The 24,009-nt window shown below is 60.1% G+C and carries 18 protein-coding genes and 1 tRNA gene; 7 read left to right on the top strand and 12 right to left on the bottom strand.

The window, feature by feature from the left end; genetic code table 11:
• Positions 1-46: 46 nt before the first annotated feature.
• Both FOM92_RS15685 and FOM92_RS15695 read right to left on the bottom strand, forming a co-directional pair.
• Positions 47-121, bottom strand: a tRNA-Thr gene (locus FOM92_RS15685).
• A 202-nt stretch (positions 122-323) separates the two neighbouring features.
• Positions 324-1,169: a helix-turn-helix transcriptional regulator gene (locus FOM92_RS15695; protein WP_246087336.1), complete on the bottom strand. Its 846-nt coding sequence runs from the start codon at positions 1,167-1,169 to the stop codon at positions 324-326.
• Positions 1,170-1,475: 306 nt separating this feature from the next.
• Here FOM92_RS15695 and FOM92_RS15700 point away from each other — a divergent pair, with 306 nt between their 5' ends.
• The 3 genes from FOM92_RS15700 (at position 1,476) to FOM92_RS15710 (ending at position 6,223) form a co-directional block, all read left to right on the top strand.
• On the top strand, positions 1,476-2,513 hold the full coding sequence (locus tag FOM92_RS15700) for a quinone-dependent dihydroorotate dehydrogenase (RefSeq protein WP_143777740.1): 1,038 nt from the start codon (positions 1,476-1,478) through the stop codon (positions 2,511-2,513).
• Between the two features lie 46 nt (positions 2,514-2,559).
• The gene (ggt, locus tag FOM92_RS15705) at positions 2,560-4,302 is read left to right on the top strand and encodes a gamma-glutamyltransferase (protein WP_143777741.1); all 1,743 of its coding nucleotides are present in this window, start codon (positions 2,560-2,562) and stop codon (positions 4,300-4,302) included.
• 160 nt (positions 4,303-4,462) lie between these two features.
• A complete protein-coding gene (locus tag FOM92_RS15710) occupies positions 4,463-6,223 on the top strand; it encodes an AMP-dependent synthetase/ligase (protein ID WP_143777905.1) in 1,761 nt (586 codons plus the stop codon).
• A 92-nt stretch (positions 6,224-6,315) separates the two neighbouring features.
• On the opposite strand, the gene FOM92_RS15715 is transcribed toward FOM92_RS15710, so the two are convergent.
• From FOM92_RS15715 to FOM92_RS15725, 3 genes are all read right to left on the bottom strand, one after another.
• Positions 6,316-6,831 (bottom strand): hypothetical protein, encoded by a 516-nt coding sequence (locus tag FOM92_RS15715; protein WP_143777742.1) that lies wholly within the window; start codon positions 6,829-6,831, stop codon positions 6,316-6,318.
• A 120-nt stretch (positions 6,832-6,951) separates the two neighbouring features.
• Positions 6,952-9,615, bottom strand: coding sequence for a M1 family metallopeptidase (locus FOM92_RS15720; protein ID WP_246087337.1), 2,664 nt, complete (start codon positions 9,613-9,615; stop codon positions 6,952-6,954).
• A 26-nt stretch (positions 9,616-9,641) separates the two neighbouring features.
• Positions 9,642-10,382 carry a TlyA family RNA methyltransferase gene (locus tag FOM92_RS15725; protein ID WP_143777743.1) on the bottom strand — a complete coding sequence of 247 codons (741 nt, stop codon included), beginning with the start codon at positions 10,380-10,382 and terminating at the stop codon, positions 9,642-9,644.
• Positions 10,383-10,431: 49 nt separating this feature from the next.
• Between FOM92_RS15725 and FOM92_RS15730 the strand changes: the two genes are divergently transcribed.
• Both FOM92_RS15730 and sppA read left to right on the top strand, forming a co-directional pair.
• Positions 10,432-10,965, top strand: a complete 534-nt coding sequence (locus tag FOM92_RS15730; RefSeq protein ID WP_143777744.1) for a hypothetical protein — start codon at positions 10,432-10,434, stop codon at positions 10,963-10,965.
• Positions 10,966-11,363: 398 nt separating this feature from the next.
• Complete coding sequence (sppA, locus tag FOM92_RS15735; protein ID WP_143777745.1) at positions 11,364-13,238, top strand: signal peptide peptidase SppA; 1,875 nt, start codon at positions 11,364-11,366, stop codon at positions 13,236-13,238.
• On the opposite strand, the gene FOM92_RS15740 is transcribed toward sppA, so the two are convergent.
• From FOM92_RS15740 to FOM92_RS15750, 3 genes are read right to left on the bottom strand one after another with little or no spacing between them, the layout of a single operon-like run.
• Positions 13,235-13,546, bottom strand: a complete 312-nt coding sequence (locus FOM92_RS15740; RefSeq protein ID WP_143777746.1) for a hypothetical protein — start codon at positions 13,544-13,546, stop codon at positions 13,235-13,237. The genes sppA and FOM92_RS15740 overlap by 4 nt on opposite strands.
• Positions 13,543-14,079 carry an inorganic diphosphatase gene (gene ppa, locus FOM92_RS15745; protein WP_143777747.1) on the bottom strand — a complete coding sequence of 179 codons (537 nt, stop codon included), beginning with the start codon at positions 14,077-14,079 and terminating at the stop codon, positions 13,543-13,545. The genes FOM92_RS15740 and ppa overlap by 4 nt, the downstream gene beginning before the upstream one ends.
• 19 nt (positions 14,080-14,098) lie before the next feature.
• The gene (locus tag FOM92_RS15750) at positions 14,099-16,036 is read right to left on the bottom strand and encodes a M61 family metallopeptidase (protein ID WP_143777748.1); all 1,938 of its coding nucleotides are present in this window, start codon (positions 16,034-16,036) and stop codon (positions 14,099-14,101) included.
• A gap of 326 nt (positions 16,037-16,362) precedes the next feature.
• Between FOM92_RS15750 and hisS the strand changes: the two genes are divergently transcribed.
• On the top strand, positions 16,363-17,652 hold the full coding sequence (gene hisS, locus FOM92_RS15755; RefSeq protein ID WP_143777749.1) for a histidine--tRNA ligase: 1,290 nt from the start codon (positions 16,363-16,365) through the stop codon (positions 17,650-17,652).
• Positions 17,653-17,800: 148 nt separating this feature from the next.
• Entirely contained in the window at positions 17,801-18,877 is a 1,077-nt protein-coding gene (gene prfA, locus FOM92_RS15760; RefSeq protein ID WP_143777750.1) for a peptide chain release factor 1, read from the top strand.
• Here prfA and FOM92_RS15765 read toward each other — a convergent pair.
• The 4 genes from FOM92_RS15765 to FOM92_RS15780 are packed head-to-tail and all read right to left on the bottom strand — an operon-like array spanning position 18,874 to position 23,856.
• Positions 18,874-19,938 carry an LLM class flavin-dependent oxidoreductase gene (locus FOM92_RS15765; RefSeq protein WP_143777751.1) on the bottom strand — a complete coding sequence of 355 codons (1,065 nt, stop codon included), beginning with the start codon at positions 19,936-19,938 and terminating at the stop codon, positions 18,874-18,876. The two genes, prfA and FOM92_RS15765, sit on opposite strands and share 4 nt — an antisense overlap.
• Positions 19,935-20,837 (bottom strand): aldo/keto reductase, encoded by a 903-nt coding sequence (locus tag FOM92_RS15770; RefSeq protein ID WP_246087338.1) that lies wholly within the window; start codon positions 20,835-20,837, stop codon positions 19,935-19,937. The genes FOM92_RS15765 and FOM92_RS15770 overlap by 4 nt, the downstream gene beginning before the upstream one ends.
• The gene (locus tag FOM92_RS15775; RefSeq protein WP_246087339.1) at positions 20,834-21,865 is read right to left on the bottom strand and encodes a LacI family DNA-binding transcriptional regulator; all 1,032 of its coding nucleotides are present in this window, start codon (positions 21,863-21,865) and stop codon (positions 20,834-20,836) included. The genes FOM92_RS15770 and FOM92_RS15775 overlap by 4 nt, the downstream gene beginning before the upstream one ends.
• Entirely contained in the window at positions 21,862-23,856 is a 1,995-nt protein-coding gene (locus tag FOM92_RS15780) for an alpha-glucosidase (RefSeq protein ID WP_143777909.1), read from the bottom strand. Before FOM92_RS15780 ends, FOM92_RS15775 begins: the two co-directional genes overlap by 4 nt.
• Positions 23,857-24,009: the final 153 nt, after the last annotated feature.

Raw genomic sequence — 24,009 nt, forward strand, 5'->3', positions numbered from 1 at the left:
GGAAGGCACTTTCGCATATGATTTTGGGATTACCTATCCAAAGGGATGGTGCTGCTGGGGAGGATTGAACTCCCGACCTCGTCATTACCAATGACGCGCTCTACCACTGAGCTACAGCAGCTTACACCGAAGGTGCGGCCCTATGCGAAGGGAATGGCCCCTTGTCAAGTCGCTTGCGCGGATTGGCTGCATTTGGCAACGGTGGATCATGGAAAAGAAGTCGGACAAGAAGCAAAACGACCGGGAAGCGCGTTTGCGTGAGGCGTTGCGGACCAATTTGCGGCGCCGCAAGGCGCCGGGGGGAAGTGTGTCCGAATCGGCCCCTAACTCTCCGAAACCAGCGGACTGACTTTACCGCCCAAGGCACGCCTTCCCTTCATTGTGGCACGCGTCAATGTGGATTGGCCGCTCCGTAACTGGCCGGGGGTAAGGCCGGTAAACTGTTTCACCTCGCGGATCAGGTGCGACTGGTCATAAAAGGCAAGCGCCAGACCTGTTTCATCCAGACTGTCGCCATGGGCGAGGGATTGGGCCGCCCGCAATGCCCGATATTTGCGGGCCAGTTTTTTGGGCGGCAATCCATAATAGCGTTTGGTCATGCGTTCGAGCTGCCGCTGGGATAGGCCCGACTGGTTGGCTAGGCTTTCGACACTGGGGTCGCCATCGCTAATCAGCCAGGCGTCCACCAAGGATGTAAATTCAAAAGGCGCCGTCGATTTGTGGCGGAATATGTTCTCGGCCGCGAGGCAGCCGATTTCCACCTGCTCGGCAAAATCCGACGCGGCGATCAGTTCATCCCGGATTTCCATGATCCAGTCGCCGAATATGTGCCGCGCGTCCAGCGCCTTGTCGACATAGGCGCCGGCATTGTTGCCCATCAGTGCAACCCAGCCGGCGGTCGGCATGCCCCATCCAAATATGGACAAGGGGCAATTGGATTTGGCCAATACCGGCGCGGTGGTTGGCCCGATGATGGTGACAGGGAAAGAGGGTGACATTGTGCCATCGGCAAAATGATATTCGCCATGGCCTTTCAACTGAAACCGAAACTGTGCCCGGTCCGCGCGTTCAAGTTCCGAAAAATGGTCGCCTGCAAAATCGAGGCGATAGAATGACGACACGAGTTCGGCCAGCCGTTCTCCCGGCGCTTCATAACTTACGTCAAGCATAGTGCGACCCATCTCCAGCTTCGGTCATACACCGCGACGGTTCACAAAAAAAGACCCGCTGTTTCCAGCGGGCCTGACAGGAAAAAGAACTTGGCGTCTTTCGACGTCGAGCCCTTCGGGTCGCACCCCCTCTATTCACGTAAAATGTAAAAGCCTCTTGCACGGAATCGTCATCGCCAACGATTACATTTGACATTTTCGGCCAACCTATTTTTCGTTATCGTTAACATACTGGAAATTGTGGTTTCTTGCATTTCTATGACAGCGGGATTGCGTCGGATTTTATTGTGTAGGATAGGCGAACCCATGCTCTATGCCTTTCTCCGTCCATTCCTGTTTCTCTCCGGTGCCGAACGGGCCCATAATCTGTCGCTTGCCATGCTCAAGGCGGCTCCGATCGTTTCTCTGGGCGCGCCCGATCCCATATTGGCGCAGAATGTGGCCTCGCTGGATTTCCCTAGTCCCGTGGGTCTGGCGGCGGGATATGACAAAAATGCGGAGGTGCCGCTGGAGATATTGCGCCTGGGTTTCGGCTTTACCGAGGTCGGCACCCTGACACCGTTGCCGCAGGCGGGGAATCCGCAACCGCGGCTGTTCCGTCTTGTCGAAGATCGGGCCGTTATCAACCGTATGGGGTTCAACAATGGCGGGCAGGCCGATGCAATGGCGCGGCTGGCGCATCTGGTCCGGGACAAGGGCGCAGGACCTGTTGGCATCAACATCGGCGCCAATAAGGACAGTGCGGACCGCATCGCGGACTATGTGACCGGTGTCCGCAATATGGAGCGTTTTGCCGATTATCTGACCATCAACATCAGTTCGCCCAATACGCCCGGCCTGCGTGCGCTGCAGGACAAGGCGGCTCTGGATGACCTTTTGGCGCAGTCCATGGACGCGCGGACTTTTGGGCGGCCTGTTTTCCTGAAAGTCGCGCCCGATTTGCAACCGGCGGATATCGACGACATTGTGCAGGTCGCCATTGCACGCGGGATAGCGGCCTTGATCGTGTCCAACACGACCATCAGCCGTCCGGCCCTGCAATCTTCCCACCGGGATGAAAGCGGCGGCCTGTCGGGTGCGCCCTTGCGCGATCTGGCGCAGCAGCGGCTGGCCGATTTCCGCAAGGCGAGCGGCGGGCAGATGCCCCTGATCGGCGTGGGTGGTATTGCCAGTGCCGAAGATGCTTATGCCCGCATACGGGCCGGGGCGTCGCTGGTGCAGATTTACAGCGCGCTGGTATATGAAGGGCCGGGGCTCGCCCGGCGTATTAACACAGGGCTCGCCCGGCTGTTGAAAGCGGACGGTTTTGCTTCTCTTGCCGACGCTGTCGGGGTGGACGCCTGAAAAAGGGACTTTGCAATTGGAAGGTCCTGACCGTAGAGCACGGTTTATGAAAAGATTTTTGATCGCGCTCTTTGCACTTGCGCTGGTGCCCCAAAATGCTTCGGCCAACTCGGTAGGTGTCGCGTCCTCTGCTGACCCGCGGGTGACAGAGGCCGGGATGGAAATGCTGAAGCAAGGCGGCACGGCGGCGGATGCGGCCATGGCGATGATGCTGGCGCTGACCGTGGTGGAGCCGCAATCGAGCGGGATCGGCGGCGGCGGGTTCCTGATGTACCAGGACGCGGGCAAGGGGATATTGAGCACGATCAACGGCCGCGAAACGGCCCCTGCCGCGGCGACGCCGGACCGGTTTGTCGGGCCGGACGGAAAGCCCATGCCCTTTTTACAGGCGTTCCAGGGCGGCCGGTCGGTGGGCGTTCCGGGCAATATCGCCCTTATGGCCGAAGCGCACAAGAAATGGGGCAAGCTGCCCTGGGCGACGCTGTTCAAGCCGGCCATCCGCCTTGCGCAGAAGGGGTATGTGGTCAACGCCACGCTCGAATCCCGGCTGAAGATGGTTGAGCGGCTGTGGCCCAATTTTGACGAGGCGCGGTCGATTTACTGGGTGGACGGCAAACCGGCGGTTGCCGGAACCACCATCCGCAACCCCAAGCTGGCGGCGACGTTAAAGCTGATCGCCAAGAAGGGACCGGATGCCTTTTACAAGGGCGCCATTGCCAAGCAGATTGTCGATGCCGTCACCACCAGCAAGGTCGGCGCCGGTGACATGACGCTGACCGATCTGGAAAAATACCGGGTCAAGGAACAGGCCGCCGTGTGCGCGCCCTACCGCGTCTATGTCGTCTGCGGCATGGGACCGCCTTCTTCAGGCGCGACCACCGTGCTGCAGATTCTGGGCAGCCTGCAGCGGTTCGACATGGCGGCGCTGGGGAAGGATAACCCCAAAAGCTGGTTCCTGCTGGGTCAGGCGATGCAGCTTGCCTATGCCGACCGGGAAAAATATCTGGGCGACAGCGACTTTGTCGAGGTGCCGGTGAAGGGCCTACTCGACCCTGAATATCTGAAGCAACGCTCGGCCCTGATCGATCCGGACAAGGCGCGTGCGGACTATCCTGCAGGGACACCCCCCGGCGCACTGCCGCGCACGGCGGCTCTGTCGAGCGAAGTGGCGGGCACCACACATTTCGCCGCCGTCGATGCCAAGGGCAATGTCGCCAATATGACGTCGACTATCGAAAGCGTCTTCGGAAGCCAGTTGGTGGCAGGCGGATTTTTCCTGAATAACGAGCTTACCGATTTCACCTTCGCCCCTGAAAAAGATGGCGCGCCGGTGGCAAACCGCGTGACGGGCGGCAAGCGGCCTTTGTCGTCCATGTCGCCGACGGTCGTGTTCGACCGGGATGGCCGGGCGGTCCTGACCCTTGGTTCGGCAGGCGGCAAGCGGATCATCATGCATGTCGCCAAGACGCTTGTCGGCGTGCTGGATTTCGGCCTGCCGCTGGATCAGGCCATCGCGTTGCCCAATATCTATTTCGGGTCCGGCGAACTGCAGGTCGAAGCGGACAGCGCGCTGGTCCCGATGGTCGAAACGCTTTCCGCCTATGGGCAAAAGGTGCGTGCGGCCGATCTGGGATCGAAGGTCAATGGCGCGCAATGGGGGGCAGGCGGGTGGACCGGCGCGTCCGACCCGCGCAGCGAAGGCACGTCGGCGACTTTGGACGACAAGGGCAGGGTCACGGTGACGGCACCGAAAAAGGCCCCCGCCGCACCAACCGCAAGCGTGCATTGATAGGGTTTAGAACGAAAGCCTGATTGCGCTGCACCGCAGGCCGCGCTAGCAACGGCGACGGGGTTAAGGTTCGAAAAAGGGCCGACCGGAATAGTCCGAGGAGAGAATTGTGGCTGCCGAACAATTTGACGATTTTGACAGCTTTTCCAATCTGGTGTCGATGTTCCTTGCGCGGGCCCGCTACCGGGGCGATGCGCCCTTCCTTTGGGCCAAGAAGGAAAATGGCTGGAGCTCGCTGAGCTGGGCCGAAACCGCGCGCCAGGTCGCCGGTTTCGCAAAGTCGCTGCGCCAGCTTGGGTTGCAAAAGGGCGACCGGGTCATGCTGGTGTCCGAAAACCGGCCCGAATGGTGCATTGCCGACCTCGGTATCATGGCCGCAGGCTGTGTCACGGTGCCGACCTACATCACCAACACCGAACGCGATCACCAGCATATTCTGGACAATAGCGCGGCGCGTGCCGTCGTCGTGTCGACGGCAAAGCTTGCCAAGACGCTTATGCCTGCCGCGATCCGCTCGTCCGAGGCCGAATTCATCATCGCCATGGAGCCGCTGCAGGCAACGCAGCAGGGGCAGTTGTCGATCCACAACTGGCACGAGATGGTCAACGGTACCGATGCCGATGTGCGCGCCACCGAAGCGGCGATGGCTACCGTCACCCGTGACGACCTTGCCTGCATCATCTACACCAGCGGCACCGGCGGTGCGCCGCGCGGCGTGATGCAGCAGCATGGCGCAATCCTGCATAACGCCGATGGCGCGGCCGCCGTGCTGCGCGAAGATTTCGGGCTGGATGAGGAAGAAGTCTTCCTCTCCTTCCTGCCGCTCAGCCATGCCTATGAACATTCGGGCGGCCAGTTCCTGCCCATCGGCGTCGGCGCGCAAATCTATTATGCGGAAGGCCTCGAAAAGCTTGCCTCCAATATCGAGGAAACGCGCCCGACCATCATGGTCGTCGTCCCCCGCCTGTTCGAGGTGTTGCGCCAGCGGATGATCAAGGCGGTCGAGAAACAGGGCAAATTCCCCAACTATCTGCTCGACAAGGCGCTGACCATTGGCGAGCGCGATTATAAGGGCAATAAGCGCCTGCGCGACGCGCCCATGCGCGTATTGCTGTCGCGGACGATCAAGCCCAAAATACAGGCCCGCTTTGGCGGACGGATGAAGGCCATGGTGTCAGGAGGCGCGCCGCTCAACCCCGATATCGGTGTTTTCTTCCAGTCGCTGGGGATCACCCTGTTGCAGGGCTATGGCCAGACCGAAGCGGGTCCGGTGATCAGTTGCAACCGGCCCAGCGTCGGTCTGAAGATGGATACGGTGGGGCCGCCGCTAAAAAACACCGAGGTCAAAATTGCCGATGATGGCGAAATTCTGGTGCGCGGGCCGCTGGTCATGCGCGGCTATTGGCGCAACAAGGCCGAGACGGATCGCGTCATTATCGACGGCTGGCTGCATACCGGCGATATCGGTTATATTGATGACAAGGGCCGGATTGCGATTACGGACCGCAAGAAAGACCTGATCGTCAATGACAAGGGCGACAATATCGCACCCCAGAAGGTGGAGGGGATGCTGACGTTGCAACCCGAAATCCTGCAGGCGATGGTGTCGGGCGACAAGCGGCCCTATATTGTCGGGCTGATCGTTCCCGATCCCGAATGGACGCTGGAATGGTGCCGGGCGCAGGATATCAAATGCGATTTTGCCGACCTGAATGACAATCCCCAATATCGCTCGGCGCTGCGTGCCGCTGTTGACAGGGTGAATGCGGATTTGTCGGTGACGGAAAAGGTCCGCCAGTTTGAACTGACCGACGAACCCTTCACCATCGAAAATGGCGAAATGACCCCGAGCATGAAGATTCGCCGCCACGTCATCCGCGAACGCTATGCGGCGCGGCTGAACGGCATGTATAAGGATTGAGGACAGGGCATGCTAAAACTTCCCTCTTCCCCTAAAGGGGAGAGGAATGGTTTCACACAAAAACGCAAAGTGCTGGAATAGTCTTTTAAAAGCTACTCACAGACATATTGTCCGTTCTCGTTGCAATCGACCGCATCCTCCAGCGCCAGATAAGCCACGCCAAGTCCCAGAACAATCACGCCGCCGGCTATGGCGAGGGCACTCGGTCCGCCGCCTCCCTTTTTCGCTTCGGATTCCGCAGCGGACAGATTGAAATAATGCGTCGCCAGAGGTTGCCCGTTCAGGCTCAACTTGGTGGAATGGTTGGGAATGAAGGAAAGTCTGAAGCCGTCGCCATTGATCGTTGCGCTGCGCTGCAGGGGCTGCCCATCGGACAGCCGGAAACTCGGTCCGGCGACCAGATCGAAGCGTACCGGCCCCTGTGTCGGTGGCCTGTTGCGCGGGCCATCCAGAGAAATTTTGACGCTGGCCATCACCGCCGCCCCGCGCTGGGTTACCGAGGACGGTCCGTGCCCGTCCGAAAGATCCGCTCTGTTCTGGGCAGCCGCAGCTTGTGTGAGGGCCATTGCCCCTGCACAAAGCGCCAATTTGATAGCGATGGTATTCATGTCGGCCGATCCCCCTTTCGACAGATATTTTCGGACGCCTCGCGCATCCTTCTTATCCGATATTAGGCGGCAAGCCTTTGCTCCTTCAAGCATCGAAATGCTTGCCGCCCACAGATCGGGTTATTGCGCCACCTTTTCATCCAGCCATGCCGATGTTTCGGTCCGGATCCGCGGTTGCGACTTGATGCGGGTCTGGATCGCGGCAATGGCCTGATCCACCGGTTTGCGCGATTCCGGCGACAGATAGGCTTTGGCATAGGCCTCAAGCTTGCCAATCATGGCGGGGTCGCTTGAACCGTAGCCAAGGCCCGGAATAAATTCTGACTTGGATGATACATCGACCAGTGCCTCTACCGCCTCGCGATTGGCCAGTGCAAAATCGACGGCCAGATCGGGATGGTCACCCGATACGCCGTTGATGATCGCCGCACTCAGCGTCGGGCCGGGTTCCTTGGTAAGCGCGAGGTCGAGTGCCTGCTTTGCAAGGGCCGTGTCCCGGGCCGCGCCCAGCAAGCGGTACATGCTGGATTTTACAAGAAAGCTTTCGGCTGTCTGACCGAGTTTGCGCATCTTGTCCCAATCGGCCTGATTGGCATTTTGCGCGATAACGCCCAGCCATGTTGTGCGCAGGGGGCCATCCAATGCCGCCGGATTGGTTTCCAGTTCGGCGAACAACCGCTTGGCCTCGGCAACTACCGCAGGATCGCCCATATAGCCAAGAGTGCTGATCAGCGAACTGCGCAAATTGGCGTCGAGCGTCGAATCCGAAGGCGATTGGCGGAAGCCGAGCTTTGCCAGTGCCGGACCAAAGCGGGCGCTGGCGAGCTTTGCCAATTTGGCCTGGCGCGGTGCATCCTTTTCGAACAATCCGTACAAAAAGCCGAACGTGGCCACATTGTCTTCGGTCACGCGCTGGCTGGTGTCGGATGGAACCGCATCGACCAGATCAAGCGCGGTCCGGACAGGCTGATATTCGTTGAAGGCAAGGCTCTGGCTGTCGTTCAGCAATCCCAACTGGTCAATTGCCGGTAGCTTTGCAAAATCCCTTTGCAGGGCGGCCATCATATCGGGCTGGTAGAGCACGCGGTAATAGCCGCTTTGCCCTGCATTGACGATAAAGGAACCGCATCCTGCGAGTTGCAATGTTCCGCTGCCGTTCGAAATAACGGTTTTGCCGGGCGCTTGTCCGATGACTTGCGCAATAACCGGCACATTCCAGCGTTGTGGTTTTGCCGCGGTCTCGGCCTTGCGGTCGCGCGAAAATTCGCTCTGCGACAGGGTCAGCAGGGTCGAACCATTCACGCATTTTGCCGACTTGACCTCCAGCAAGGGGACGCCTGGCTGCTTGGTGAAATCATGCGCGATCTTGACCAGACCTTTGGCACCAGCGGCTTCCACGGCGTTCCACAGATCGTCGGTGCGGGTGTTGGCATAGGCGTGCTTTTTCATATAGGCGCGCAGGCCATCCCGCCATACATTCTCGCCAGCATATGCCTCCAGCATGGTGATGACGGCCTCGCCCTTTTGATAGGTAATTGTATCAAATGCCTGGCTGGCCTGTTCGACGGTAGTGATTTTCTGAATGACCGGATGGGTGGTGACATAGGCGTCGAGGCCCATTGCCCCTTCGCGGCCGTTCACACGGTCGAGTTCGCTTTGCCAGTCGGGGTTGAAATGGGCCGTTGCTTTGCTTTCCATCCAGCTTGCAAACCCTTCGTTCAGCCACAGGTCGTCCCACCAGGCCATGGTGACCAGATTGCCGAACCATTGGTGCGCAATTTCGTGGGCATCGGTGGAAAAAATCCCCTGACGGGTGCGGGCGCTGGTAATTTTGGGGTCGTTCAGCAGGACGCGCTCAAAGGTGAAGATCGCGCCCCAATTTTCCATCGCGCTGAAAAACTGGCTTTGTCCGGGGCCGGCGACATTGTCCAATTTGGGAAGCGGGTAGGGGGTGTCGAAATAGTCATTATAATAGGCAACCAGCTTGGCCGAGGCGTCCAGCGCATATTGGCCCTTGGGGCCATTGCCCTTACCAACCACGACGCCGACTTCCGTCGGTCCAACCTGCTTGGTGATCCGGTCAAATTCGCCCAGGCCAAAGAACAGCAAATAGGTCGACATTTTGGGCGAGGTACCGAAGCGGACTTCTGCCAAACCATTGCCGATGTCGCGGCGGGCGGCCACAGGCATGTTGCTGACCGCCATCTGGTGGGATGGAACCGTCGCGCTCAGATCAAAGGTCGCCTTATAATTGGGCTCATCCCAGCTCGGTACGAAACGGCGGGCGTCGGGGGCCTCGAACTGCGTAAACAAAGCGCGCTTTTCGGCGCCCTGCGGGTCTTTGTAATCAAGGGCGAACAGGCCGTTCGCCTGTTGCAGGATCTTGCCGGAATAATCGATATTCAGCGTATAGCGTCCGGCAGGCAGTTTTTTGCCGAAGCCGATTGTGGCGGTCTGGGCCGCTGCGTTGACCGTGGCGGTGGCGGGCATTGCTGCGGCGCGACCCTTGGCAACGGTTACCCGGCGAAAATCAATGTCCGCAGCATTCAGCGTGATGCTGTCGCTGGGGGTCTTCAGCAGAAATTCGATTCTGACATTGCCTTCAAAGCTGAGCTTTTCGGCGTTGGGTGTGACCGTGATGCTGTAATGGATCGGGGCGGCGTTACGCGGCAATTGCGACGGCACCTCGGTTGCGGCGCTTTTGGCAGGCGCGGCAAGCGTCGTGCTGACCGGCGACAGGGCCAGCATGGCAGCCGACGCGGCGAGTAAGATACGTGTTTTCATTTTCAGCTCCCCGAAACGGACGGGCGTCAGTCTTTCTGCGCCCAGATTAGGAATTCGACATTGCCTTGCGGCCCCGTGATGGGGCTGGTTGTCAGGCCATGAACAGTCCAGTTTTTTTCGACCAACCACATTTTGACTTCGGCACACACGCGGCTGTGCACTGCCTCGTCCCGCACCACGCCGCCTTTGCCCACTTCATCGCGCCCGGCCTCGAATTGCGGTTTGATAAGGGCGACAAGCTCCGCGCCTGTGCGGGCGAAGGTCAGCGGCGTTTCCAACACTTTGGCAAGGCTGATAAAACTGGCGTCGCATACGATGATATCGACGGGCTCGGGAATATGGTCCCGGGTCAAAATCCGGGCGCTGGTCTGCTCATGGACAATGACGCGTTCGTCTTGACGCAATTTCCAGGCGAGCTGGTTCGTGCCGCTGTCCACCGCATAGACACGCACTGCACCGTTGGTCAGCAGAACGTCGGTAAATCCGCCCGTCGATGACCCGACGTCCATTGCAACCTTGCCTGTTACATTGATCGCAAATTCGTCCAGCGCATGGGCAAGCTTGATGCCGCCCCGCGACACCCAGGGATGGTCGCTGCCCTTGACCTGCACGGGGGCATCCTCGGCGACCTGCTGCCCCGGCTTTTGCGCCTTTACATCGCCGATGAAGACATGGCCTGCCATGACCAGCGCCTGGGCACGCGTTTTGCTTTCCGCCAGATTGCGGTCGACGATCAGTTGATCCAGACGTATTTTTTTCGTCGCCATGTCGCACGGCGCTAGCGGAATGGAGTGCTTTTGGCCATAAGCTGTGGTGATGAAGCTTCATTATCCCCTGTGCGCCAGTCTGCTTGCTCTTTCGGCCTGTTCGCCGCCACCGCCCGCCCCGCCCCCTGCGCCTGTGGTCAAGCCTGCGCCGGTGGTGACGCCCGCTCCGCCGCCTGCGCCACGGCCTTCGGCAAACTGGCTCGACTGGCCGCTGGAAACGGGGGACTGGGTGTATCGCCGGGATGAGCGCGGATCGCTCGCCCTGTTCGGGGCCACGGGGCAGAATGCGACCGTGACGCTGCGCTGCGACACGACGCGGCGGCGCATTTATCTCGCGCGTGCCGGCGCTGGCCAGGCTGGGCGGATGACGGTGCGGACCAGTTCAACGCTGAAGGAATTTGCGGCAAGCCCGACGGGCGCGACACCTGCCTATCTTGCGACCGAAATCCTGCCGACCGACCCGATCCTTGACGCCATGGCATTCAGCCGCGGGCGCATCGCGCTGGAGGTCGACGGACAGCAATCCATAGCGATCCCGTCGTGGACCGAAATTACGCGGATTGTGGAGGATTGCAGAGCCTGAGAGCTTCGACGCAGAACCCCGATGTTTGACGGAAAAAAAATTTAATACAAGACTTGTTTGCAAACTTTGTTTGATTCAGTTTCAGAGTCGCGGAGGGCAGATATATGTTTGAAGCAAGCAATTTCCATTCAACGAAAGGAGGTGATCCGATGTCTCATGGTTCAGTTAAGAGGTCGGGCAAATCCGTTCGGGAGATCGGCCGCTGATCCAATCAGCGATGCCGGTCACGGCATGAAAGCAACTTCCGGCAGCGGCACATCCGACCGCTGACCCATGTTTAAGGGCCGTTGGATCAACTCCAGCGGCCCTTTTCTGTGCCCGATATGCTTTTGGTCGAAAGAATGCTGGAATTTGCGCGGGCAACTCCTACATCAGCGGCATTGATCAAGGGGTAGTTTATGACGTTTTTGCGGATTAGCTGGAAAATCATCGTCGGTTTGAAGGACCTGCTGGTGCTTCTGCTGCTCCTGTTTTTCTTCGCGCTGCTGTTCGCTGTCCTCAACGCCAGCCCGAACCCCGGCATGGTGCGCGAAGGGGCGTTGTGGCTGAAACTGGATGGCGTCGTTTCCGAACAGCCCGCCGAGGTCGATCCCCTGACCGCGCTGACGTCCACCGCCGTTCCGGTCAGCGAGATCCGGCAGCGCGACATCATCCGTTCCCTGAAGATTGCGGAAAGCGACAAGCGGATCAAGGCCGTGGTGTTGGATATGGACCGCTTCATGGGCGGCGGGCAGGCCAGCCTTTCCGCCATTGGCGACAGCCTGGATGCCGTCAAAAAGGCGGGCAAGCCGGTCTACGCCTTTGCCACCGCCTATACCGATGACAGCTACCAACTGGCTGCCCACGCCACGCAGATTTGGATGGATCCTTTGGGCGGCGCGGTGCTGACCGGTCCCGGCGGGTCGCAGCCTTATTATAAGGGCCTGCTGGACCAGCTGGGTATCAAGGCCAATATCTACCGCGTTGGCACCTATAAGAGCGCGGTCGAACCCTATATGCGGTCCGACCAGTCGCCGGAATCGAAGGCAGCGATCAAGGCCGTTTATGACGAAATCTGGGGCCAGTGGAAGGCAGACGTCGCCAAGGCACGGCCGCAGGCGAAGATTGAAGGCATCCTGACCGATCCCGCAGGCGCGGTTGAGGGCGCGCGCGGAAATCTGGCGCAGCTCGCCATTTCGAACAAGCTGGTCGACAAATTGGGCGACCGGATCGCATTCGGCACATTCGTCGCGACCAAAGTCGGCACCGACGAGAAGAAAACCACCGGCGGCTTTGCCGCAACCCCCATGGACGCGCTGCTGGCAAGCTATGGCCCGCCGAGAGCCGGCAAACAGATTGGCGTTGTCACCATCGCCGGGACCATTGTCGATGGTCAAGCCGGCCCGGGCACAGCGGCGGGCGATACAATCAGCGGCCTGATTTACGACGCAATCGACAATAAGGATCTGCAGGCACTGGTCGTCCGTGTGGATTCCCCCGGCGGTTCTGTCACAGCGTCGGAGAAAATCCGCCTCGCTATCGAAGCGGCAAAGGCCAAGGAAATACCTGTCATCGTCTCCATGGCCAATGTCGCTGCCAGCGGCGGCTATTGGGTATCCTTGCCCGCCGATGTCATCTTTGCCGAACCGTCGACCATCACCGGCTCCATCGGCATTTTTGGCGTAATCCCCAGCGCCAAGGCCGGTCTGGCTAAGATTGGCGTCAATGCCGATGGTGTCAAAACGACCCCGCTGTCGGGCGAACCCGATGTGCTGGGCGGTTTCAGCCCCGAATTCGACCGCGTCGCGCAGAGCGCCATCGAAAATGGCTATCGCGAATTTCTCACCCGCGTCGCCACTGCCCGCAAAAAGACGCCCGAGCAGGTTGACGCCGTTGGGCAGGGCCGCGTCTGGGCCGGCGGCACGGCGCGGCAGATCGGACTGGTGGACCGCTATGGCGGCATGGCCGAAGCTCTGGACGAGGCGGCCAAACGCGCCGGGTTGAAGGCCGATGACTGGCATGCCGTCTATATCGAACCGCAACCTAGTTTTGCAGGATCGCTCTTGGGCGGACTGGTGCCCAAGCGGGCCAGCGTCGCGGCGCCAATGGACATTTTCGCCCAGGCCGCATGGCAGCAGCAATTGTTCGTGCAGCAAATGGCGGCCGATCTGGACATGCTGACCGGTGTGAAGGGCGTGCAGGCCCGTTGCCTCGAATGCGCGGACTTCACGCCGCCGGCCGTGCCCAGGGCGGACAGCGGCTGGCTGGCGATACTGGCGAAGCTGTTTGCTTAGGCCTTAACGGCGCAGATCAGACCGGACGAGGTCACGACCCCGAGGATTTCGGGGTCTTGCAGCGACTTGGTGCGCTTCAGAAATTCGTCCACAGAAAGCTTGCGCACATCCTTGTTGCGCAGCTTTTTAAGGCCGGAAAGCTTGTTAAGCTGGATCAGCGACAACCTGTCGACCATACGGTCCGCCATGCAGGAGGCGATGGGCTTGGAAAGTCCGGCGTCCATCAACGCCGTCCGCACCCGTGTTTCCGGTGTGGCGCAGGCGGACAATGCCAGTGCCGATGCCGCGACGAGTGCGATATATTTCATATGCCATGCTCCTTGGCGCGTGCGACGCAATCCATGATGATACGCTTCGCGTCCTTTTCATCGCCCCAGCCGTTGAGCTTCGCCCATTTGCCGGGTTCAAGATCCTTATAGTGGGTGAAGAAATGTTCGATCTGCTGCAGCACGATGGGCGGCATATCCTTATAGGTCACGACATCGGCATAATAAGGGAAGGTCGCGTTGACCGGCACGCAGAGCAGTTTTTCATCGCCGCCCTTGTCATCTTCCATCAACAGGACGCCGATCGGGCGGCATTTGACAACAGCGCCGGCGACAATCGGCGAACGGGCGACAACCAGCGCGTCCAGCGGGTCACCATCTTCGCCCAGCGTATGGGGTACAAAACCATAATTGGCCGGATACCGCATCGGCGTGTGCAGGAAACGGTCCACGAACAGCGCCCCCGATGCCTTGTCGAATTCATATTTCACAGGTTCGCCACCGATCGGCACTTCGATCAGGACGTTCAGGCTTTCCGGCGGATTATCGCCAGCAGGGATCAGGTCAATACGCATGGGAGAATGCTTTCTTGAGTTATTTGTTCGGTCGCCGTGGCGCAAGCAGCCGGTCTATCGCCGTTTCGCCCTTGCCCACAGATTCGAGGTGCGGATAGCGCAAACCGCCTGAATAGGCGATGTCTATTTGTTCAAAACGCTTGTTGCGTTCGACGATCAGCCGGATCGGGGTCTTGCCATCCTTCGCTGCGGTGACCGCTTCGGTCAGCCGGTCTTTGGTAAAGCCCATGCCGCCTACGGCCAGAATCTTGGCGCCATTGACGATATCCGCCTTGAACGCCGGACCATTCCACATGACCGATGTTACCTTGCCTTCTTTATCGACGATCAGGCCAAGCGAATGGGTGAGATCGGTGCTGCCGCCATCCTTCATCCGTTCCTTGTCGAAAATATTCGGCTCTTCTTTCCAGACCAGCCGGTATCCGCCCTTTTCAAAACCGGTCAACGGCGCAGGCTGTCCGGGTTTGCGCAACTTTGTGTCCAGAAAGCTCGCCCAGTCATAGGGCTGGACCGCATTCAGCGTGCGGACAACCTCGTCAAAATCATAAGTCAGAACACCCCAGTCGGCATCGCGGACGCCGAAAAAGGCCTTGGCAAAATCGTCGAGCGATTTGGTGCCCTTGGACAATTCGCGGATGGTCATGTCGGCGGCAAGCCAGATGAGCGAGCCTTCATTATAATAATCCTCGCCCCGCGCCTGGCTGGAAAAGGGCTTGGGTTTGCGCGCGCCGAAAATAGGATCATGTGTCGTATCTTCGACCGAACGCCAGTCTCGGCCCGGCTGTTCGGCGTAGAAACCGGCATAGCGGGCCCATTCGGCCAGGACCATTTCCTTGGTCTGCAAGCCGGAACGGGCGGCAAGGACAAGGTCCCAATAGCTGGTCTGTCCTTCATAAACCCACAGAAGATTGTCGCGCATCGGTGTGGAATAATTGGGCGTCCACATTTCGGCCGGACGGCGGAATTTGCCGTTCCAGCTATGCGTCAGTTCGTGCGGCAACAGACCGCGTTCGGAACCATTTTCGGCCCAGTTGGTGAAATAGTCGGTGTCGCGGCTGTTTTCCGAACTGCGATGATGCTCGAGCCCGATGCCACCCAGTTCGTCGGTCAGCGCCAGCAGAAATTCGTAGCGGTCAAAATGTTTCGACCCGAACAGGATCAGGGCTTCATCGACCAGTGCCTTGTGCGCGGCAATATGTTCGGGCTTGGCCGCCAGAAACTTCGGCTCGTCCGCCCAGACATTCAGCGTTACCTTGTTGCCCAGATCCCATTTGCGGTAATGCGGTCCGGCAAACATCGGGCTGTCCACCAAAGTTTCATAGCTGGTCGTCGCATAATCGATACGGTCGCCCGTGATCTTCGCCCCGTCCAGTGCCGCAACACCAGTCCAGCCGGACGGGAGCGTGATGGACGGCTTGACCTCGATAGCGCGTGTGAAATGGCCTGCGGGGTAAAGCGAGACCTGTTCCCACTGCACATTCATCATTGCGGGCGTCACGACGATGCGCCCCTCGCTATCGCGCACGGGGGACGTGAACTGGAATTCCACATCGACCGATTTCGTGCCCTCGGGCGTATCGACATGGAATGCATAAACCTCGACCGGATCGCGGGTCCAGTTCAGCAGCTTGCCGCCTGTACGGATTTTGAGGCCTGTCAGCTCGGCCAGGGCACCGCGGGGGCCATGCTTGCCCGGCAACCATTGGGGATAGAGCAGCGTCAATGGCTTTCCGGCCTCGATCGGGATAGTCTGCTTCACCCGGAATATGGCCCGCGCCACATCGGTTGCGTCAACCTCCAGCACCATGGGGGCGGGCAGGGGACGATCCTCCGGCTCCGGTACCCGGTCGACAATCGGCACCGGCTGCGGCGCGCTTTTCTGAGCATAGGCTGCGGTTGCAAGGCTGGAGGACAGGGCGAGTGCGGCAAGAGCGCGCGTCAAAGTGCGTGAATTCATGGGCGCAGGTTTTGGCGGATGAGATTGCAGGCGTCCAGCGGAATGTTGGGGGGACTCGTAAGAAGACAAGGCTTCCTCCTCTCCCCTTTAGGGGAGAGGTACGCAGTCTTATGGCTTTAGCCATTAGACGGAGTGGAGAGGGGGAGTTGGCGCATTGCCTTCACCGTCGGAGCCCCTCTCCAACTGCGCCTAGGCCTTTCGGCCAAGGCTTCGTATCCTCTCCCCTGAAGGAGAGAGGGGAGGACGCGTTTCGGGACTGTCCTCAACACCAGCATGAGCCAAAGCACTATTCCCCTCTCCGTCAATTGGCGCTAGGGCGCTTGCCGATGGCAAAGATACAGACCCCGCAGCCCGTTCGTGGCACCCAGGATATGTTCGGTGAGACCGAGGAACGCTTCGCGCATGTCGTGGCGACTTTTGAGCGTGTGCGCCGCCTGTACGGGTTCAAGGGCCTGCAATTGCCGGTCATCGAGCCGACCGCCGTCTTTTCCCGCAGCCTGGGCGAAGCGACCGATGTGGTTTCCAAGGAAATGTACACATTCGAAGATCGCGGCGGGGATTCCATCACCTTGCGGCCCGAGTTTACCGCCGGCATCGCGCGTGCCTATCTGACCAATGGCTGGCAGCAATATGCACCGATGAAATTGTCGGTGCACGGACCGCTGTTCCGTTATGAGCGTCCGCAGAAGGGGCGCTATCGCCAGTTCCATCAGATTGACGCCGAAATCATCGGTGCGGCGGAACCGGCTGCCGATGTCGAATTGCTCGTCATGGCGGACCAGTTGCTGAAGGAACTGGGCATCAGCGACGGCGTGACCTTGCAACTGAATACGCTGGGCGACACGCCCAGCCGCGATGCGTGGCGCACGGCGCTGGTCAGCTATTTCAACGACCATCGCGATGTTCTTTCCGAAGACAGTCTCGCCCGGCTGGAGAAAAACCCCTTGCGCATATTGGACAGCAAGGACCCCGATGATCGCGGCGTCGCCCATGCGGCCCCGAAGATCGACGATTTTCTGTCCGCCGAAGCCAGCGATTTCTTCGCTGCCGTTACCGCCGGACTGGACGCCGCAGGCGTCGCATGGACCCGCAACGCCGCACTGGTGCGCGGCCTCGACTATTACCGCCACACGGCCTTTGAGTTTGTCACCGACCGGTTGGGTGCACAGGGCACCGTGCTGGGCGGCGGGCGTTATGACGGGTTGATCGAAAATCTGGGCGGCCCCGCGACCCCTGCGGTCGGTTGGGCGGCCGGGATTGAGCGGTTGGCTATGTTGGTGGACGCGCCTACTCTGCTGACGAAAGACATTATTGCGGTTGTTCCCAACGAACAGGCGATGGAATCTGAAGCCCATGCAATAGCCAGCGCGCTGCGTCGTAGACAATTGCCGGTGTTTACGTCGTTTAAAGGAAACCCGAAGAAGCAAAGCGAAAAAGCCAAGCAAGCGGGAGCAGTCGCCATATTGTATGTTCGAAATGAAGCGGATCCGAAACGTCGCTTGCATCTAACAAATGTGACGCTCGATACCGACCAAGCAACGCCTTTCCTGCTAAAAATATTGGGTATGCTTCCGGATCAATATTCCGAGCTTTCTGGTGATGACTACCGCGCATGACAAACACTCAACTTTGTCATGCCCGCGCAGTCGGGAATTCATGGCCTGACTTGTCGGAAATAGGGTTCGCACGAAGGCACAAAGGCACAAAGAAGTTGCTTCGCGTCTTCGTGTCTTCGTGCGAACCAAAATCGTCGGGGTTGCCTCTATGAAAATCTCCCCGCAACGGATTGCGCAGATTGAATCGCGTTTTGCCGAGCTTGAGGCGCGGATGGCGTCCGGGCAGATGGAGGGCGAGGCGTTTGTTGCTGCGTCCAAGGAATATGCCGAGCTTGAGCCTGTCGCTGTCGCTGCCAAAACCGTGCGGCGTCTGCGCAAGGAGATCGAGACGCTGCAGCATATGGTCCGGGATTCGTCGGACAGCGAATTGCACGACATGGCGGTCGAAGAGCTGGAGGATGTGACCCAGCAATTGTTTGATGCCGAAACGGCGCTTGCCATTGCGCTGTTGCCACGGGATGCGGCGGATGACCGGCCGGCGATGCTCGAAATCCGGGCGGGCACCGGCGGGGACGAGGCGGCGCTGTTCGCCGGTGACCTTTACCGCATGTATGAACGCTACGCCGCGGGGCAGGGGTGGAAGGTCGAGCCGATCTCGCTCAGCGTTTCGGACGTGGGCGGGTTCAAGGAAATTGTCGCGTCGATCAAGGGCAATGGCGTCTTTGCCAAGCTGAAATTCGAAAGCGGCGTCCACCGGGTGCAGCGCGTGCCGGTGACCGAAAGCGGTGGGCGCATACACACCAGTGCGGCAACCGTTGCGGTCCTGCCCGAGCCGACCGAGGTGGATGTGCATATCGAGGACCGCGATCTGAAGATCGACGTCTACCGCGCGTCAGGTGCGGGCGGGCAGCATGTGAACACGACTGATTCTGCCGTGCGGATTACGCACTTGCCGACAGGGATTGTGGTCACCTGTCAAGACGGGCGCAGCCAGCACAAGAACAAGGAAAAGGCGATGCAGGTGCTGCGCGCCCGCATGTATGAAAAAGAGCGCGAAGAGGCGCAAGGGGCCGAGGCCGAGGCGCGCAAGGCGATGGTCGGCTCCGGCGACCGTTCCGAACGCATCCGCACCTATAATTTCCCGCAAGGCCGCGTGACCGACCACCGCATCAACCTGACCCTGCACAAGCTGCCCGAAATATTGGAGGGCGGCGGGCTGGGCGAGCTGGTCGATGCGCTGATCGCCGAAGATCAGGCCGAGCGGATGGCGGGTCTGGGAGACTAAATCTCCAACCGTCCGTGCTCCAGCCGTGGCAGCACATAACGGGCGAACATGTCGCATTCGTTGATGTGCGGATAGCCCGACAGGATGAAAGCCTCGATGCCGACGGCCTTATAGGCTTCCAGCTTGGCCAGCACCTGGTCGGGGTCGCCGACGATGGCGGCGCCGCAGCCGGAGCGGGCACGGCCGATGCCGGTCCACAGATTATCCTCGATATAGCCGTCATTGGCGGCCGCGGCTTCGCGCAGTTCCGCCTGCCGCGCCACGCCGAAGGTTTGCGCGTCCAGTGACTTGTTGCGGATCGCCTCGCCGGTTCCCGCATCCAGCTTGGACAGCAGGCGGTCGGCATAGGCGCGGGCTTCGGCTTCGGTTTCGCGGACGATGACATGGCTGCGGAAGCCATATTTCAAAGTCCGCCCGAATTTCGCGGCGCGCGCGGTCATGTCGTCGATCAGGTCCTTCGCGCCCTGCACCGTTTCGGGCCACATCAGATAGACATCGCACCCTTCGGCCGCCGCTTCCTTGGCCGCGGGAGAAAGCCCGCCGAAATAGAGGGGCGGGCATTTGCCGCTGACGGTCTTCATACGCGGCGGGTCGAGGTCGATCTTGTAATGCTCGCCATCGATGGACAGATGCTCGCCATTCAGCAGCGTCTTGAGGATATGCATCGCCTCCACCGTCCGGCGGTAGCGGGGTTCGCTGTCCATCTGGTCACCGGGCAGGTCGGACGAGATGATGTTGACGTTCAGCCGCCCGCCCGAAATCTGGTCCAGCGTCGCGATCTGCCGCGCCAGTTGCGGGGGCCAGCTTTCGCCGATGCGCACCGCCATCAGCAGCTTGATCCGTTTCGTCAGCACCGCAATCGCGCTCGCAAAGGCGGTGGTGTCGAGGCCGAGGGCATAGCCCGAGGGCAGCAGGATATTGTCAAACCCGCCCTTTTCGGCGTTCAGGACGATATTGCGGCAATGCTCCCAACTGGACGCCAGCATGGGATCGGGTTGGCCCAGAAATTCATAGTCATCGTCGCACAGGGCGGAAAACCAGCTGACTTCGACAGGCTTCATGGTAACGGAACTCCTCGTGCGGCGACCAGCACGCTGTACCAGTCGGCGCGGGTCCATGTGATTTTGAAGGCGTCGGCAGCCTCGGCAATGCGCGCCGGATTTTGCGAGCCGACAATGGGGATCGGGCGCGCAGGGTGCGCCATGATCCAGCTATAGGCCGCCGCCGTGCGCGACACGCCATGCGATGCGGCCACACCCGAAAGCGCGCCGGCAACATTCTGTTCGCGCGCATTGGACGGATCGCCGATCCGCCCGCCACCCAGAGGCGACCAGGCCAGCACGGCCAGATCCATGGCGATGGCCTGATCCAGCTCGCCATTTTCAATTGTGTCGATCCGCAACGGCGACAGCTCGGGCTGCGTCGATACAATCGGCACCGGACAAAATTGCGCCAGGGTGCTGATCTGCGAAGGTGTGAAGTTCGATACGCCGAAAGCGCGGATCTTGCCTGCGCTGTGCGCCGCCTCGACCGCCCGCGCAATTTCCTGCGGATGGGTGAGGATGTCCGGCCGGTGGATCTGCCACAGGTCGATGCGGTCGGTGCCCAGCCGTTGCAGGCTGTCGTCGATGGCCTTGGTCAGATAGTCGGCGCTGCTGTTATAGGGCGTAGGCGGGGTGATACCGCCCTTGGTCGCCAGCACCATCCGGTCGCGATATTCCGGCGCATCGGCAAAGACCCGGCCCAGCAATTCCTCTGCCTTGCCAAAGCCCTGTTCCCCGAAACCGTAGATGTCGGCGGTGTCGAACAAGGTGATGCCGGCTTCGAACGCGGCATCGATCGCGGCGCGCGCGGCGGACAGTTCCAGTCCGGCAAAGCGCCACATGCCCCAGGCGATGGAGGAAATTTCAATGCCACTTTTGCCCATGGAACGGGTGCGTGGCGGTGCGGGTAATGTCATGTTTTCTTGCTCTTCTGTGAAGGTGAGGATGTGGATTCGCGAATGACGAGTTCATGGGGCAGGCGACGATGCTCGATGCCCCCTTCGCCAAAAAGCAGGTCGGCGGCGGTCGACGCAAGGTCGCGCACCGGTTGCCGGATGGTGGTCAGCGGCGGCCAGACAACGCGCGCCAGTGTCGTATCGTCAAAGCCCGCGACCGAAAGCTGTTCGGGCACCTGCAGACCGCGGCGGTGCGCGACGGCAAGAACACCCGATGCCATGTCGTCGTTCGACGCGAATATCGCGGTGGGCGGGCTTTTCAGCGATAGGAATTTCTCGGTTGCGGCAACGCCGCTTTCAAAATCAAACTGGCCTTCGGCAATCAGATCGGGATCGACCGAAATGCCGACCCGCCCGAGCGCCCGTTCATAGCCGGCCTGCCGTTCGGCACTCGCCATATGATTGGGGTGGCCGATGATGAAGCCGATCCGCCGGTGGCCGATATTGATCAGATGCGTCGTCATATCATCGGCGGCCTGCATATCGTCCATGAACACAGAGGATGTCAGGGCATGGTTGGTGCCGGGCGAAATGCGGACAAAGGGAATGTTGAGCGCCTCCAGCGCGGAAAGCACGGGCGCGCAGTCGGTCACAGGTGACGACAGGATCGCCCCATCGACATGCGTCTGGCGCACCATGCCGCGCACCTGTTCGCCGACATCAGGGTCGGCCACATCGACCGGCTGCGCAATCAGGCGCATGCCTTCGCTATGGCACCGGTCCCAGCAGCCCTGCATGATCTGGTGCATATAATAGGGCGAGTGGTTGTCGTAGATGAGGGCAATCTGCCCGGATTTCGTTCCGGCCAATATGCGCGCTGCAATGCTGGGTGAAAAACCGAGTTCGGCCATCGCGGCGTCGACCTTTGCCTTGGTGGCCGCGCTGACATAGGGATGGTTGTTGAGCACGCGGCTGACGGTCTTGACCGCGACGCCCGCAAGCTTTGCCACATCGCGAATATTCGCCCGCATATTGCTGTTCGGACTCATGCGCCAAGCTCCTCCTTCACAGAGGCGAACAATGGCGCAAACGGACTGTCTTTGCGAGTGAATACAGGCGGCTCGCCATAGGGCGCGGCAATCGCATGCGTGCCTTGCGCATAATGTGTGCCCGACCAGAGATGCACCCATTCGCCCTCGGGCAGGATGACATTGCGTTCCGTCCGGTCGGCTTCGACCACCGGCGCGACCAGCATGTCCGCGCCATAAAGATACTGGTCCTGCACATCATAATAGGCAGGGTCGTCATAATGCAGGAAAAGCGGACGCTGGAGCGGCAGGCCGGTTGCCACCGCCTCGTCCGACAAAGCACGGACATAGGGGGCAAGACGCGCGTGCACCTGGCTCATCCGTGCAAAATGGGCGAGGAATTCGGCATTGCTGTCGAGTTGCAGATTGTCGGCAGGCCGGTTGCCTTCATGGCTGCGCATGACGGGGGCAAAGGCGGCCATATCAATCCAGCGGTGCATCAGGTCGGCGCTGCGCACCACGCCATGCAGGCTGGTATAGCCGCCCAGATCGCTATGGTGATAGGCATTGCCGAGAAGGCCGGAGGACAGCGCGCCGGTCAGGACCGTGTTGATCCCGTCATGGCGCGAAAAATCGACACATTGGTCACCGGCCCACAGCAGCGGGCAATAGGCCTGCACGCCCGAAAAGCCCGCGCGCATGAAAAAGGTGGCGTCGCCCGTCTTGCCGCGCGATGCGATGGCATCGGCATTGACCTTCGCCCAGAGAACCGGCCAGCGGTTGTGTGCCTCCATAGGGTCGGAACCGTCGAACAGCCGCACATCGGTGGGCAGATATTCCCCAAAATCCGCCATCCAGCCCGACAGGCCGAAATCGAGCATTTCCTGGCCGATGATGCGTTCGGAAAACCATGCAGCCGCCTCGGGGTTGGTGAAATCGACAACGCCTGCGTCAAATTCGCCAAAATCGACGGCATAGGGTTCGTCGCTGTCCTGCCGCAGGGCAAGATAACCAAGCGATGCGGCCTCTGTAAAAAGCGGGCCGTCGACGGCGAGATAGGGGTTCACATAGCCCAAAAAGCGCACGCCCCGTTTTGCCAGTGCCGCGATACGGTCGGGCAGGTCGGGGTAGCGTTTGGCATTCCATTGCCAGTCCCAGAACAGGCGCTTGCCAAAGCCTGTTTGGCGGATGCCGATCCAGTCTTCGCACCACAGGCCGGTCAGCGCAGCGCCCGAGGCGGCAATTTTTTCGAAACGTTCAAATGTGTCCTGCCCGTCTTTCAGGCCAACAATCGCACCCGAAATGGCCCAATCGGGCAGGGGCGGCTGACGTCCGAAACGGTCGGACATCTGGCCCACCAGTCCGGTCCGGTCGTTGGCCGTAAATAGTTCCAGATCCACATCGGCTTTCCAGCATTCGATTCCGGCGCGCGTCCCGTCGGTCAGGTCGAGGACCGAATAGGCGGCCGTTTCCAGGTGGACGGCATAATTGCGGGAACTGAGCCATGTGGGTTGCGGATAATTGGTCGTCCAGTAATCCCCGCCTGCCAGACCTTCGGCATCCATGATTTGCGTGAGTTTGGTCGACTTGTCGCGTCCGACACCCGGCTCCGACGTCCAGAAGGGAAAGCGCCGGCCGTTGAGCCGCAGGTAGGACATTTGCTCCCCGCCGCCCCAAAAGGCTTCATCTTCTGCGCAGAGCATGTCCACCCAGAGGCGGTTGATCGATTCGTCGGTGCACCGGATCCGCAGGGCCAGTTTGCGCGCGTCCCTATCGACCCTGATACCCAGAATCGCGTCAGGCCGCTCGCTGCTCCACAGCCGGATGGCGCCCTTGTCATTGGCAAAACAGTCAAGCGGCAGGCGCAGGTCCAGATTGTCGTCGATGCGGAAATTGCCGCGCACCATTTCCATGTCCGGCGTGCCGGTTCCGATCGCAAAGGCGGGGCTGTGGGTGCGGTGTGTCAGGACGCAGATATCGCCTGCAAAAAGGTCAAAGCCATCGGCATGCATGATGAACTGCGATGGCACTGCGCTCCCTTTCACCGGTTTAGAAGGACTATGGCATCCTTGCCACAGTCGTTGCGATAATTTGTCCACCTATATGACACCGCTAGACATATGAAGTCAATCTGGTTAGAGCGCCCAGTCATGAACGGTATAACC

Source organism: Sphingorhabdus contaminans, from assembly GCF_007280415.1.
Taxonomy (GTDB): domain Bacteria; phylum Pseudomonadota; class Alphaproteobacteria; order Sphingomonadales; family Sphingomonadaceae; genus Sphingorhabdus_B; species Sphingorhabdus_B contaminans.

Coding starts and splice junctions, on each gene's coding strand:
- FOM92_RS15725 (WP_143777743.1), bottom strand. CDS start 10,382: ATGGCGACGAAAAAAATACGTCTGGATCAACTGATCGTCGACCGCAAT.
- FOM92_RS15775 (WP_246087339.1), bottom strand. CDS start 21,865: ATGAGTCCGAACAGCAATATGCGGGCGAATATTCGCGATGTGGCAAAG.
- prfA (WP_143777750.1), top strand. CDS start 17,801: ATGAAAATCTCCCCGCAACGGATTGCGCAGATTGAATCGCGTTTTGCC.
- FOM92_RS15740 (WP_143777746.1), bottom strand. CDS start 13,546: ATGAAATATATCGCACTCGTCGCGGCATCGGCACTGGCATTGTCCGCC.
- ggt (WP_143777741.1), top strand. CDS start 2,560: ATGAAAAGATTTTTGATCGCGCTCTTTGCACTTGCGCTGGTGCCCCAA.
- sppA (WP_143777745.1), top strand. CDS start 11,364: ATGACGTTTTTGCGGATTAGCTGGAAAATCATCGTCGGTTTGAAGGAC.
- FOM92_RS15700 (WP_143777740.1), top strand. CDS start 1,476: ATGCTCTATGCCTTTCTCCGTCCATTCCTGTTTCTCTCCGGTGCCGAA.
- FOM92_RS15695 (WP_246087336.1), bottom strand. CDS start 1,169: ATGCTTGACGTAAGTTATGAAGCGCCGGGAGAACGGCTGGCCGAACTC.
- FOM92_RS15710 (WP_143777905.1), top strand. CDS start 4,463: ATGTTCCTTGCGCGGGCCCGCTACCGGGGCGATGCGCCCTTCCTTTGG.
- ppa (WP_143777747.1), bottom strand. CDS start 14,079: ATGCGTATTGACCTGATCCCTGCTGGCGATAATCCGCCGGAAAGCCTG.
- FOM92_RS15765 (WP_143777751.1), bottom strand. CDS start 19,938: ATGAAGCCTGTCGAAGTCAGCTGGTTTTCCGCCCTGTGCGACGATGAC.
- FOM92_RS15720 (WP_246087337.1), bottom strand. CDS start 9,615: ATGAAAACACGTATCTTACTCGCCGCGTCGGCTGCCATGCTGGCCCTG.
- hisS (WP_143777749.1), top strand. CDS start 16,363: ATGGCAAAGATACAGACCCCGCAGCCCGTTCGTGGCACCCAGGATATG.
- FOM92_RS15750 (WP_143777748.1), bottom strand. CDS start 16,036: ATGAATTCACGCACTTTGACGCGCGCTCTTGCCGCACTCGCCCTGTCC.
- FOM92_RS15715 (WP_143777742.1), bottom strand. CDS start 6,831: ATGAATACCATCGCTATCAAATTGGCGCTTTGTGCAGGGGCAATGGCC.
- FOM92_RS15780 (WP_143777909.1), bottom strand. CDS start 23,856: ATGCATGCCGATGGCTTTGACCTTTTTGCAGGCGATATCTGCGTCCTG.
- FOM92_RS15730 (WP_143777744.1), top strand. CDS start 10,432: ATGAAGCTTCATTATCCCCTGTGCGCCAGTCTGCTTGCTCTTTCGGCC.
- FOM92_RS15770 (WP_246087338.1), bottom strand. CDS start 20,837: ATGACATTACCCGCACCGCCACGCACCCGTTCCATGGGCAAAAGTGGC.